Source organism: Candidatus Electronema sp. JM (assembly GCF_048287415.1).
In the GTDB taxonomy this organism is placed as follows: domain Bacteria; phylum Desulfobacterota; class Desulfobulbia; order Desulfobulbales; family Desulfobulbaceae; genus Electronema.
The window spans coordinates 60,518-73,213 of the sequence record NZ_JBLWEN010000047.1 but is presented as its reverse complement, the minus strand read 5'-3'; the positions used below and the strand labels follow the sequence as shown (position 1 = coordinate 73,213).

The 12,696-nt window shown below is 58.2% G+C and carries 14 protein-coding genes; 8 read left to right on the top strand and 6 right to left on the bottom strand.

Annotated features, from left to right (window positions below; genetic code table 11):
* Positions 1-351 precede the first annotated feature (351 nt).
* The 8 genes from ACNKH6_RS09870 to sppA all read left to right on the top strand — a co-directional run bounded on the left by ACNKH6_RS09870 (position 352) and on the right by sppA (position 7,248).
* Positions 352-1,656, top strand: coding sequence for an adenylosuccinate synthase (locus tag ACNKH6_RS09870; protein ID WP_417915391.1), 1,305 nt, complete (start codon positions 352-354; stop codon positions 1,654-1,656).
* Positions 1,657-1,740: 84 nt separating this feature from the next.
* A complete protein-coding gene (rpoZ, locus tag ACNKH6_RS09865) occupies positions 1,741-2,007 on the top strand; it encodes a DNA-directed RNA polymerase subunit omega (protein ID WP_417915390.1) in 267 nt (88 codons plus the stop codon).
* Between the two features lie 6 nt (positions 2,008-2,013).
* Positions 2,014-3,141, top strand: coding sequence for a molecular chaperone DnaJ (gene dnaJ, locus ACNKH6_RS09860; protein ID WP_417915389.1), 1,128 nt, complete (start codon positions 2,014-2,016; stop codon positions 3,139-3,141).
* Positions 3,138-3,623, top strand: a complete 486-nt coding sequence (gene moaC / locus ACNKH6_RS09855) for a cyclic pyranopterin monophosphate synthase MoaC (protein WP_417915388.1) — start codon at positions 3,138-3,140, stop codon at positions 3,621-3,623. Before dnaJ ends, moaC begins: the two co-directional genes overlap by 4 nt.
* Before the next feature lie 19 nt (positions 3,624-3,642).
* A complete protein-coding gene (gene dksA, locus ACNKH6_RS09850; RefSeq protein WP_417915387.1) occupies positions 3,643-4,005 on the top strand; it encodes an RNA polymerase-binding protein DksA in 363 nt (120 codons plus the stop codon).
* A 3-nt stretch (positions 4,006-4,008) separates the two neighbouring features.
* Positions 4,009-5,010: a galactose-1-phosphate uridylyltransferase gene (gene galT / locus ACNKH6_RS09845; protein WP_417915386.1), complete on the top strand. Its 1,002-nt coding sequence runs from the start codon at positions 4,009-4,011 to the stop codon at positions 5,008-5,010.
* Between the two features lie 23 nt (positions 5,011-5,033).
* Positions 5,034-5,393: a response regulator gene (locus ACNKH6_RS09840; RefSeq protein WP_417915385.1), complete on the top strand. Its 360-nt coding sequence runs from the start codon at positions 5,034-5,036 to the stop codon at positions 5,391-5,393.
* 4 nt (positions 5,394-5,397) lie between these two features.
* Positions 5,398-7,248, top strand: a complete 1,851-nt coding sequence (sppA, locus tag ACNKH6_RS09835; protein ID WP_417915384.1) for a signal peptide peptidase SppA — start codon at positions 5,398-5,400, stop codon at positions 7,246-7,248.
* Between the two features lie 86 nt (positions 7,249-7,334).
* On the opposite strand, the gene ACNKH6_RS09830 is transcribed toward sppA, so the two are convergent.
* From ACNKH6_RS09830 to ACNKH6_RS09805, 6 genes are all read right to left on the bottom strand, one after another.
* Complete coding sequence (locus ACNKH6_RS09830) at positions 7,335-7,490, bottom strand: hypothetical protein (RefSeq protein WP_417915383.1); 156 nt, start codon at positions 7,488-7,490, stop codon at positions 7,335-7,337.
* A gap of 209 nt (positions 7,491-7,699) precedes the next feature.
* A complete protein-coding gene (locus ACNKH6_RS09825) occupies positions 7,700-8,488 on the bottom strand; it encodes a leucine-rich repeat domain-containing protein (protein WP_417915382.1) in 789 nt (262 codons plus the stop codon).
* A gap of 109 nt (positions 8,489-8,597) precedes the next feature.
* On the bottom strand, positions 8,598-9,440 hold the full coding sequence (locus tag ACNKH6_RS09820; protein ID WP_417915381.1) for a metallophosphoesterase: 843 nt from the start codon (positions 9,438-9,440) through the stop codon (positions 8,598-8,600).
* Positions 9,437-10,213 carry an ABC transporter ATP-binding protein gene (locus tag ACNKH6_RS09815; protein ID WP_417915380.1) on the bottom strand — a complete coding sequence of 259 codons (777 nt, stop codon included), beginning with the start codon at positions 10,211-10,213 and terminating at the stop codon, positions 9,437-9,439. Before ACNKH6_RS09815 ends, ACNKH6_RS09820 begins: the two co-directional genes overlap by 4 nt.
* Before the next feature lie 28 nt (positions 10,214-10,241).
* Positions 10,242-10,913 (bottom strand): hypothetical protein, encoded by a 672-nt coding sequence (locus ACNKH6_RS09810; protein WP_417915379.1) that lies wholly within the window; start codon positions 10,911-10,913, stop codon positions 10,242-10,244.
* Positions 10,910-12,688, bottom strand: coding sequence for a UbiD family decarboxylase (locus ACNKH6_RS09805; RefSeq protein ID WP_417915378.1), 1,779 nt, complete (start codon positions 12,686-12,688; stop codon positions 10,910-10,912). Before ACNKH6_RS09805 ends, ACNKH6_RS09810 begins: the two co-directional genes overlap by 4 nt.
* Between the last annotated feature and the right edge of the window lie 8 nt (positions 12,689-12,696).

Here is a 12,696-nt window from a genome sequence, read left to right as displayed (position 1 = left end):
GCAATGAGTCGGGCCTGTCCCTCAGGCGGTCGCGTTATCTTATAACACAACATATTGTGCGGACTCAAGTGGAAAATATGCTACCAGTTGTATTTTTGCTCAAATTAAAGAAAACGTCTGTTTTCACGGCGTTCAGAAATGGGCGGCCTTTGTCAATCGCTTTCCAGCGAAAAAATATTGGTGCCCTTCTCCGCTGTCAGGGATATCGTTTAACCTGCTCGAAAAATCACGCGGCTGGTTTGACTTTTTCCTTTTGCTCGGCTATATTGACCTTCCGTTCGCCGTCTGTATGCGTTGACCGCAAAAATACAGACCTTTTCTTGTACCGTCTTCTATGATGAGGAGCTGACAGTGGCCAGTGTCGTGGTGATTGGAACCCAGTGGGGGGATGAGGGCAAAGGCAAGATTGTTGATCTGCTGACAGGCCATGCAGACTGCATCGTCCGCTTTCAGGGCGGCAACAACGCCGGGCACACCCTCGTGGTGGCCGGGAAAAAATATGTCTTTCATATCATCCCCTCCGGCATTCTCTATGAGGACAAACGCTGCATGATCGGCAACGGGGTGATTATTGATCCGGGCGTGCTCTTGGAGGAAATGGAGGAGCTGCGCGGTCACGGCCTGCCGGTCACGCCCGCCCGCCTGCTGATCAGCGAGAACGCCCATCTGATCATGCCGTATCACCGGATGCTCGATCAGGCGCGGGAAGCGGCTCTGTCCAGCGGCAAAAAAATCGGCACCACCGGACGCGGCATCGGCCCCTGCTACATGGACAAAGTAGGCCGGGTCGGCATCAAAGCGGGCGATCTTCTTGATTTCAGCCAGTTTTTGGACAAGCTCCAAGCTAACGTCGAGGAGAAAAATTTCTTCCTGACCAAGCAGTACAACGCTGCGCCCGCCTGTTTTGACGAGATCAAGGCGCAGTTTGAAGCCCACGCCGAGCGGCTGATGCCCTTCATCGGCAATGTCTCGGTCGAGCTGGATCAGGCGCGGAAAGCTGGCAAAAACATCCTCTTCGAGGGCGCGCAGGGCACGCAGTTGGATATAGACCACGGCACATATCCCTTTGTCACCTCGTCCAACACGGTGGCGGGCAACGCCTGCATCGGTTCCGGCTTTGGCCCGGCCCATATTGACGAGGTCATCGGCATTCTCAAGGCCTACACCACGCGGGTCGGCTCCGGCCCGTTTCCGTCTGAGCTGCCAGAAGGCGACGCGATTGGCGACGAGCTGCAACGCAAGGGCGGAGAATTCGGCGCGACCACAGGCCGCCGCCGCCGCTGCGGCTGGCTGGACATGGTGGTGGCCAATGACGCAGTGCGCCTGAACGGCCTCACCGGCTTGGCGATCACCAAATTAGACGTGCTGTCCGGCCAGCCCACGCTGAAAATCGGCCTGAGCTACACGGTCGAGGGTCGGCGTTTTGACCAGATGCCGAGCAACATCCGGCAGGCCGCGCTGGCGCAGCCGGTGTACGAGGAGATGCCCGGTTGGAGCAAGGAACTGAGCAAAGTGCGTGATTTCAGCGAGCTGCCGCAGCAGGCCAAGGACTACATCCGCCGGATTGAAGACCTTGCCGGGGTGCCGCCGATGATCGTCTCGGTCGGCCCTGACCGCGCGGAGACCCTGCTTCTGCGCAACCCCTTCGCGAAATAGTTTGTTTTCAATTTCACATTCACTGGAAAACCAGATATTATACTTCAGGGTTCCTGCTCGGCACCCTGTTTGAGGAGAGCGTATATGGCCCGTATCACAGTGGAAGACTGCCTTGATCAAGTCGGCGACGACAACCGTTTCGCCTTGGTGCATCTGGCGGTGGAGCGCATCCGCCAGCACCGCAACGGCGAGCCGTTTCTGGTCGGCGGCAAAAACAAGGAAGTGGTCATGACCCTGCGCGAAATCGCGTCAGGCAAAGTCACCTTTGGCAACATCCGCGAGCTGCCTGCCCAGCGCCGGGCGCGGGAAGATGTGGCGGCGGACATGGCAGATGACGACGAGCAGGCATAGGCGGTTATGAGCAGAGATTATTATGAAATCCTTGGCGTGCCGCGCGGCGCGGACGGGGATGTCATAAAGAAGGCGTACCGGAAGCTGGCCATGCAGTATCACCCGGACCGCAATCCGGGCGACAAAGAGGCCGAGTCCCGCTTCAAAGAGGCCGCCGAGGCCTACGAAGTCCTCAGCGACGCGAAGAAGCGGCAGGTCTATGATGCCTACGGCCACGACGGCCTGAAGAGCAGCGGCTATTCCGGCCCCGGCGACATGGGGGATATTTTCTCTCATATCAACGACCTCTTCGGCGGCATGTTCGGCGGCTTCGGCGGGCGGGCGCAGCAGCGCGATCCCAATGCGCCCGCGCACGGCAGCGACCTCCGCTATGATTTGGAAATCTCCTTCATGGACGCGGCGCACGGCGTGGAGAAGGAGGTCGAGATTGAAAAGCCGGAAACCTGCTGGACCTGCGAGGGCAGCGGCGCACGGCCCGGCAGCAGGCCGCAGCCATGCGCAACCTGCAAGGGCCGGGGGCAAGTGACCCGCTCGCAGGGCTTTTTTCAGGTCAGCTCGACCTGTCCGCATTGCCGGGGCGCAGGCCAGACCATCGCCGACCCCTGCGGCGACTGTCACGGCGAAGGGCTGGTGCGGAAGAAAGAAAAAATTTTGCTCAAAATTCCTGCGGGCGTGGACACTGGCTCGCGGATGCGGCTGAACGGCAAGGGCGAAGGAGGCCGTCGGGGCGGCTCGGCAGGCGACCTCTACGTGATCATTCATGTCAAAGAGCATGAGTATTTTGTCCGGGACGATCAGACCGTTTATCTCCGCTATCCGGTCTCGATGGTCAAAGCCGCTTTGGGCTGCGAGCTGGATGTGCCCACAGTCAACGGCACGGCCAAGCTGAAGATCAAGCCCGGCACTCAGTCCGGCGAGCGGTTCACTCTGCGCGGCGAAGGCATCGTCGGCCTGCGCGGGCGTTCTGCCGGAGACATGATCGTCGAGGTGCAGGTGCAGACCCCGACCAATCTGAGCAGCAGGCAGCGGGAGCTGCTGGAGGAGTTTGACGGGCATTGCAAGAACGGCGAGGAGGAAGGATTTTTCGCCAAGATGTTCGGCTCCTTCATGGGCAAAGAAAAGGAGAACGGGTGAGCGCGGAGCTGACGCATTTTGATGCCGCAGGCCAGGCGCGGATGGTGGATGTCGGCGGCAAGGCCGAGACGGAGCGCGTGGCTGTGGCCGAGGGCCGGATTGCCCTTTGCCCGGAAGCCTACGCTATGGTCAAGGCCGGGACGGTGAAAAAAGGCGACGTGCTGGGCGTGGCCCGGCTGGCGGGCATCATGGCCGCCAAGCAGACTTCAGCCCTGATTCCGCTCTGTCATCCGCTGGCGATCAGCGGGGCGGAAGTCGCCTTTGCCTTTGATGATGCGCGGTATTCCATCATCATTGAGGCCAGCGTCCGCATCACCGGCAGAACCGGGGTGGAGATGGAGGCATTGACCGCTGTTTCCGTTGCCGCCCTGACTATTTATGACATGTGCAAGGCCGTGGACAAGGGAATGGAGATTTCCCAAGTCCGCCTGATGAAAAAAAGCGGCGGCAGAAGCGGCGAGTTCCGTCGGGCCGCAGGATGAGCCAGATAGAGGAAAAGGCATGAACAGCGAGCAATTAGGAAAATTCAGAGCGATGTTGGAAAATATGCGGCAGGAAATCGTCTCTGACGTGGAGCAGACTATTTCGGAGATGACCGATCATCAGTTCAACACCCCGGACATCACCGACCGCGCCACGCTGGAGTCGGACCGCAGCTTCGAGCTGCGCCTGCGCAGCCGCGAGCAGCATCTGCTGGAGAAAATCAACGAGGCTATCGCCCGGCTTGACGACGGCAGCTACGGCATCTGCGAGGACTGCGAAGAAGAAATCGGCCTCAAACGGCTGGAGGCCAGACCCGTGGCCACGCACTGCATTGACTGCAAGATCAAGCAGGAGCAGCGGGAAAAAAATTTAGGACGATGAGCCATGCCTGAACTGCGGAAAGACCCGATACTCGGACGCTGGATCATCATTGCCAGCGAGCGGAGCAAGCGGCCCAGCGACTTCGCGGTGGACTGCCACGAATCAAAGGGCGGTTTCTGCCCGCTCTGCCCGGACAACGAGCGCACCACTCCGCCGGAAGTGCTGGTTTATGGCCGGGGCTACGGCCAGCAGGCCAACTCGCCCGGCTGGCAGCTGCGCGTGGTGCCGAACAAATATCCGGCTTTGGTGATTGAAGGCGAATTGGACAAGCAGGGCGAGGGGCTGTATGACCGGATGAACGGCATCGGCGCGCACGAGGTGGTGATTGAAAGCCCGGATCACGCCGCCCGCTTCAGCTACCTGCCGCAGCAGCAGATGATGCTGACTTTCCGGGCCTTCAAGGAGCGCATCGCTGATCTGTCCAAGGACGAGCGTTTCTCCTACGTCATGGTCTTCAAGAACAACGGCAAGGCCGCCGGAGCCTCGCTGGAGCATTCCCATTCCCAGCTCGTCGCCCTGCCGGTCATGCCGCGAATGCTGGTCTCGGAGCTGGAGGGCAGCAGGCAGTATTACAGCTACAAAGACCGCTGCGTCTTCTGCGACATCATCCGCCAGGAGGTGCAGCAGAAGGTGCGCTTAGTCTGTGAGAACAGCCGGTTCGTCACCCTGACTCCCTTCGCCCCGCGCACGCCCTTTGAAATGTGGGTGCTGCCGAAGAAGCACAATTCTTCTTATATTGAGCAGGACGAGGCCTCGCTTGCCGATCTGGCTCAGATTTTCTCCGAGACCCTGCGGCGGCTGGATGCCTGCATTCCCGGCATCCCCTACAACTTTGTCCTGCACACTCAGCCGCTGCGCTCCAGACCACTGGAGCATTATCACTGGCATTTCGAGATCGTGCCCAAGCTGACCAGCATCGCCGGTTTTGAATGGGGCACCGGCTTTTACATCAACCCCATGCCGCCGGAGGATGCCTGCCGCTATCTCCGCGAGGTGCAGCTTTAACCTGTGGAACAAAGGAGGCCGTTGTGGAACGCAAGAAAAAAGTTCTGATCGTTGATGACGAAGAGGTCATTCAGTTTCTGTATCAAGAGGAGCTGGAGGAAGAAGGCTTCGCCGTGGAGACGGCCTTGAATGGCGAGCTGGCCCTGCGTCAGTTTGAGGCCGCGCCGCCGGACTTGGTCATCCTTGACATCAACATGCCGGGCATGAACGGCATTGAGGTCCTGCGGCAGATGAAGGAGCGCAATCCTGGCCTGCCGGTGATTCTCAGCTCGGCCTATCCAGAGTACAAGCAGGATTTTGGTGCTTGGGCCTCAGATGAATACATCGTCAAATCAGCGGACACCAGCGCGTTGAAAGCGGCGGTGCATAAATATTTGGACTGAATCCTTGGAACGGATCGCCACCTTCTTCCGCTGGGTCTGGAGACTGACCGCCGCTGCCAGCATCCTGTTCACGCTGTTTTTTTTTCTCGCCCTGTTCGCGCTGCTGTCCGGCGCAGTTTCGCTGCACCGGCAGGCCAAGTCTGCGGCTGCTGTGCCGGAACGCTGTGTCTTGGTGCTGGCTCCGGGCGGCAGCATCCTCGAAAAACGTCCGCCCTTCAATCCTGCTGACGAGTTATCCGGGCTGCTGAACCGCAGTCCGCAGCGCAAGGAGTTGTTTCTGCAAGACATCATCAGCGGTCTGCGGAAAGCGGCCAAAGACAGCCGGATCAAACTGCTGCTGATCGTCCCAGACCGGCTGGAGCGGGCCGGACTGAATCAGCTCCGGGAGATCGGCCAAGCTGTCGCACAGTTCCGGGCTTCCGGCAAACGGGTGCTTGCAGTCGCCGACACCTACAGCCAAGGGCAATATTATCTTGCCGCAGGGAGCGATGAAATTTACCTTCATCCGATGGGGTCGGTGGATATTGAAGGATTCGGCCTGTTTAACCTGTATCTGCGTGAACTGCTCGACCGGCTTGAAATAACCTTTCATATTTTCCGGGTGGGCGAGTTCAAATCTGCGGTCGAGCCGTTCCTGCGCAAAGACATGTCGCCGGAAGCCAAGGAAAACGCCCGGCACTGGCTGGGCCGCCTTTGGGATGGCTACTGCCGTGACATCGCCGCCTGGCGGAAGATTCCGCCGCAGAGCGTGAGTGATGCCGCAGACCGGCTGGCGGAAAACATGGAAGCGGCTGGCGGTGATGCCGCCTTGATGGCCCGGCGCGGCAAACTGATTGACGGGGTGATCAGTTCCGAGGAGCTGACCGAGCGTCTGCGCCGTTTGGTTGGCAAAGGCGCTGACGAGGAGGACGGCTACAGCCGGATTGATTTCAGCGATTATTTGGACGCGGTCGGCGGCAGTTACAGCAAAAAGCTGGCTGAGAAAGACCGGATCGCCATCCTGACCGCCCAAGGCGACATTGTTTATGGCGAAGGCAGCGAAGGCCAGATAGGCTCCGGCGGGCTGGTGCGGCAGCTCCGCAAGCTGCGCCGTGACAAGCATGTCCGGGCCGTTGTGCTGCGGATTGACAGCGGCGGCGGCAGCGCTTTTGCTTCCGAACTGATTCGGCAGGAACTGCTCCTCACTCGGAAATCTGGAAAATCTGTGGTTATTTCAATGGGATCCGTCGCAGCCTCCGGCGCATATTGGATCGCCGCCGCCGCTGACCGTATCTGCGCCTCTCCGTATACCATCACCGGCTCCATCGGCATTTTTGGCGCCATTCCCACGATTGAAAAATCCTTAGCCAAAGCGGGTATTTTCAGCGATGGCATCGGCACAGCGGGCATCACTGGAGCGGGAAGCCTTGTCCGTCCTTTGCCGGAAAATTTCCGCAAAGCCATGCAGGCGCAAATTGAGCTGGGCTACCGCCGTTTTATTCAAATCGTGGCTGAAGGGCGAAAAATGAACCCAGCAGATGTGGAAAAAATTGCCGGTGGCAGGGTCTGGGATGGCGCAACAGCCTTTGAACTCGGCTTGGCGGATCAGCTCGGCGGCTTGGAAGAGGCTGTTGCAGCGGCAGCGCAATTAAGCGGCCTGCCTGCGGATCAAGCCAGTTATGTGGAGGACGAGCAAAGTCCAGCAGAAATTTTGCTGCACAGCTTGCGCATGGTTTGGTGGCATAGCACACCAGACAGTCTTGCCGCCCGCACAGGAACTATTCTCAGCCGCCTTGCTGGGCAATACCGCCTCCTTGTGCAGCAAAATGATCCGCAACATATCTACAGCCACTGTCTGCTGCCGGAACTGCTGTAACACAAAAAAACAAGAGCCGCAAGATTTCTAAAAATCTTGCGGCTCTTGTTGCAAACACTGAAAAATTCAGTGCAGCACTGCTAAACTTATTTGCCGGTGGTTGCAGTTGCGCCAGTGGTTGCGGTGGTGCCGGTAGGTGCCGGTGTGCCGGTGGTTGCGGTGGTGCCTTTCTCAGCAAAAACAAAATTGCTGGCAGCAACAGTCAACAGAGCGGCGGCAAACAGTACCAGTGCTTTCTTCATGATCAAGGCTCCTTGCGGGGATTGTCCCCTATTGGAAATTTTTTATGAAGCGGTCGGCTGCGACATGCAGCCAACTCTTCGTTTTTGAAAGCGAGAATCTTTCTTAAGAAGAGATTCTATTCGTTCGCCAGAAGAAAATCAAGCATATTTTTCATTCCACGTTTTTTTTTCGCAACTGGTTTTTCCATCTCAGTTTTTTGCTCTTTCAGTCAGTTAGAAGACACCTTCGGCACCGTAAAATACTCGCGCATTGCCTCCACCCCTTGGTTGGCTGCCCGCAACATGGGCAGCTCAAGCGGATTGTCTTCAAGCAGCAGCGTGGTCAAGTTCGCCAGATTCGCCAGTTCTGGCGGCAGGGAAACAAGCTGATTGAGGCGCAGGTTGAGCTTGGTGAGCTGGGTAAGCTGTCCAATTTCCGGCGGCAGGGCGGCCAGCTTGTTGCGGCTGAGAATAAGCTGCGTTAAATTGACTAATTGACCAATTTCCGGCGGCAATTCAGTCAAGGCGTTGCCGCTGAGATCAAGATGCGTCAGATGGGTGAGGTGAAACAGTTCCGGCGGCAGCTCAGTCAGACGGTTGAAACCAAGGTGCATCTGCGGCTGGCTGGTCAGACGGGCAATTTCCGGCGGCAGCTCGGTTAAACGGTTCCAGCTCAAAATTAAGCTGTTGAGCTTCGGCAGCTGAAACAATTCCGGCGGCAAGGCGGTCAGCAAATTAAAGCTGAGGTCCAGCTCGGTCAGCTCGACTAACTGGCTGATTTCTGGCGGCAGATTGATCAGCTCGTTGTCGCTGAGATCAAGATGTGTCAGGTTCGTGAGCTGAAACAGTTCCGGCGGCAGCGAGCTGAGGTGGTTCAGACTGAGGTCAAGCTGCGTCAGACTGGTAACTTGGCCGATTTCCGGCGGCAGAGCGACCAATCCATGATCGCTGAGATTGAGGCTGCTCACCTCATGCGCTGCAGCGTCCTGAAACAGGCCAGACAATTCGTCGTGGAACATGGCGAGGCCTCCCGTTCAAAAAATAGTATTTTTCCCCTCTCCAATGTCCATGCTACGGGGCTGACTGTGCTTTGTCAAGATGATGTCACGGCGAAGAGATTTGTAAATTTCAAGAGGCTGGCGGCCTGACCAACTCCAGCACAGCAATTTCTGGGTAGCAGTTGAAGCGCACCGGATAAATCGCCCAGCCAATGCCCCGGCTGATGAAGAGCTTGGTTTTCGGCGTGTCAATCAGCCCACTGGAATAGCGTTTGTTTTCTACCGGCAGCACAAGCGGGCCGTAGAATGGCAGCACCACCTGCCCGCCATGAGTATGGCCGCTGAGAACTAACGAAATCGGCGTGTTGAACGGACTGTCCACCGAATCCGGGTTGTGCGCCAGCAGAATGCGGCAGTCGCCAGGAGCAGACGCGGCAAAGGCGGCATCTATATTTAGCTGATCTCCCCAGAGTTCGCCCGCGCCGCCAAAAACAAGCCGCTCCTTGCCCCGCTCAAGTGCCTTGCATTGATGGCGGAGATTTTGCCCGCTCCGTTCCAGCCAATACAGCGAACGTGCTGTATCCGCCGAATGATCATGATTGCCCAAGACCGAGAACACGCCCTGCCGCGCGTGCAGCTTCATCAAGAGCGGCCAGATTTGATCAATCTCCGCCGTGGTGTTATTTGTGTGCACATAATCGCCGGTGCAGACGATAAGGTCAGGCCGCAGGGCGTTGGTGCGCTCCACCAGCTTGCTGATGAACGCGGCGGAAACGAGCTTGCCGAAATGCAGATCAGTCAAATGAGCAATGGTGAAGCCGTGAAAGGCGGGCGGCAGATTGGCGAGCGGAATCTGATAGCGGTTGACAAGAACGATGTTGCGTTCAATCAGCACTGTGTAGCTGCCTGCCAGCGCGGCAGCAAGACCGTATGCGCCTAAGCGGAGCGCAGTTCTGCGGCTGATTCCGCTCATTTGCTTTTCAGAGCCTCAATCACCTGCCGCATTTCCCACGCTCCGGTCAGCTCCAGGAAAATTTCCTCCAGATTAAGTGCCTGATCCGCCCTGCCCGCCTGGCTGCGCAGTTCCTCCATTGTGCCGATGACGCGCAGCGTGCCGTTGGTGATGATGGCGATGCGGCGGCACAGCTCCTCAGCGATTTCGAGCGAATGCGTGGAAAGGAAAATCGCCGTGCCCTCCGCCGCCTTCTGCTTGAACAGCTCCTTGACGATGCGGGCGGATTTGGGATCCAGCCCGACCATCGGCTCGTCAATGATCAGCAGCGGCTGGTCGAGCATGAAGGCCGAGGTCATGATCAGCTTCTGCCGCATCCCGTGCGAGTAGCTTTCGATCAGATGATCCTGCCACTTGCTCAGGTCGAAGAGATCGAGATATTGCGCTGACCCGGCCTTGAAACGCTCCTCCGGCAAGCGGTAGAGGCTGGCGATGAACTTCAGATATTCGCTGCCGGTCAATTTCTCAAACAGCCACGGCCTGTCCGGCACATAGCCGGTGTCCTGCTTGCAGGCCAGCGGCTGCTCGGCCAGCGACTTGCCGTTGATCAGCACCGTGCCGCTGTCCGGCTGAAGCAGTCCGGCCAGTATCTTGATAGTGGTGGTCTTGCCTGCGCCGTTCGGGCCGAGAAAGCCGAAAATCTCCCCGGCTTCCACCTCAAGGCTGATATTGTTCACCGCCGTGAAATCGGCGAAGGATTTGCGCAGATTTTGAATGTGCAGGACAGGATTCATAACGCTCGCGCTCCGATGATGTTCAGGGTCAAGCCGCGTTTTTTGTGCTGCCGCCAAGCAATGGCAGACGCAGCACCCGCACTGGCTGCGCGGCAACGGCATAAATCGGCGCAGAATCCGGGCTATCGTGCAGTTTGGCGGTGATTTTCACGATGAATGTTCCAGCTTTATCGGCAGAAAAATTCCAGCGATAGACGACAGGCAGCGCACTGAGTTCATAAATTTGCCGCCGTTCGCCATCAATCCGCAGTCCTTCCGCCTCAATTTCGATTTCCAAAGAAGGGCAGGAAACATGATTGCAATAAATAAAGCTGCTGACGCTGCCGCATTCGTTGTCCTCGCTGTGCAGTGGACTTTTCCACGGAAAAGACAGCGTGAGCTGGCCAGTGCCGCCGACATAAAACCATGCTGGAATTTTTCCACCGACCACATCTGAATAATGCGGCACCTGATAACAGCAGGTCATGCCGGATGAAAATTGCTTCTTTATCTTCCGCCGCAGTATCTCCGGCAGGCGGCAGAACAGAAAGAGCGGCAGTTCCTTGAGCAGCAGCACCCGGCGTTTGCGCTTGCTGATTTTCACGCCTTCTGCCGTACCGCTGTCGTTCAGCTCAAAAACTTCGCAGAAGATGTGCTGCGGATATGCAATCAGCACGATGATGCCCGCAGCAAGGCAGATAAGCAGCACGACTGCCGTCATATTCTGTACCGCGCCGGAATAATTTTATCGTACTTGCTGTCCACAAGAGCCTTAGTCGCCGGATCAACCTCCAATACTTCAGTGTACCAAGGCTTCATCCGGCAGTCAAAGACGATGGGCGGAGTCAGGCCGACATGGAAGCGGCGCACCTGCTGCTGGCGGGCGTGGATGTCTGCCGCTGGTTCAAAGCGGGTGAAGAATATCCAGAGGAATTCCTGCACATTCTCGGTCGCGGCGGCGGTGGAATCAACCAACAAGACCACCGGCCATTCAGACAAGCCCGGCCAGTTCGCCAGCATTGCGCCTAATTTCGGATTGCTTGCGTAGCTCTCGCCTTGCACCACCAGCGTTCCGGGCAAGAAAGCCTTGGCCGGGCCGCATTCTGGCGGCAGATTCCCGTTGAATTCTCGCGGCAGCTCACGCTGCTGTTCGCCTAAGCCCAGCAGCATGGCCTTTGAGCCTTTATTCACCGAAGGGCCGGTGTAATCCAGCGTGTCCTGCGAGACATTGGCAAAGACGAATAAGTCCCTCTCCCACTGGACACGCTCTAAAACATGCTGCCAGAGTTTCGGGAAATCCGCTACATCCAAGCTGCCGTCGGTGACGATGAGGAATTTAGTCAGGGAAAGCTGGCCCTCGCCGAGAATGCGCAGCCCGGCGGCAAAGGCCTCGCGGGGATAGCGGTTATAAACCTTTGCCGCTGCCAAGCAATGAAAGCCGGTTTCGCCGAAAGTCTTGAGCTGCTGCACCCCGTTCAGGGCGAGCGGGAAGATCGGCGAAAGCAAATCCTGCAAGAAATCGCCAATGAAATAATCTTCTTGCGGCGGATGTCCAACCACCGTGGCCGGGTAAATCGCATCCTTGCGGTGGTAGAGGTGCGTGGTCTGAAAGACCGGATAATCGTGCGCCAGCGAGTTGTAGCCGTAGTGGTCGCCGAAAGGGCCTTCCGGCTGCCGCAGCTTGGGCGGCACTACGCCTTTGATCGCAAATTCCGCCTCCGCCACGAGATGATGCCCGCCGAACGGATCGGCACTCATCGCCAATCTGCTGCCCTGAAGCAGCGAAGCCAGCATCAGCTCCGGGATGTTTTCCGGCAGCGGCGCGATGGCGGCCAGCATCAAAGCAGGCGGCCCGCCGATGAACAGGGTCATAGGCAGGCTCTGGCCGCGCCGCTCGGCTTCATAATAATGATAGCCGCCGCCCTTGTGAATCTGCCAATGCACGCCGGTGCTGCGGTCGTCGTGGCGGTGGATGCGGTACATGCCGAGATTGTGGCCGCGCCCGTCCGGGTGTTCGGTGTACACCAGCGGCAGAGTGACGAACGCGCCGCCGTCGCTGTGCCACGAGGTGAGCATGGGCAGGCTGCTGAGGCGGGCGGGCTTTTGCAGCCGCTCCATCACTGGCGCGTGGCTGCGGCTGACGTTCTTCAAGCCGACCTTGAGGGCTTGCAGGCCGACGGAGCGCGACTGCCAGAGCTTGCCCAGCGTCGGCGGCATGATCTCTTCCGCCAAGCGCACCAAGTTGCGGACGAAATCCAGCGGCCTGCGGCCAAAGGCCAGCTCCAGCCTGCGGTTGGTGCCGAAAAGGTTCGTGACCACCGGGAAGGTCGAGCCTTTGACCTTGGTGAAGAGCAAGGCCGGGCCGCCCGCAGCGATCACCCGGCGATGGATTTCCGCGATTTCAAGGCAGGGATCAACTTCAGCGTCAATGACGAGAAGTTCGTTTTCCCGACGGAGGAGGTCAAGGTAGTGACGGAGGTTGGTGATGGGGGGCATGGAGTCTC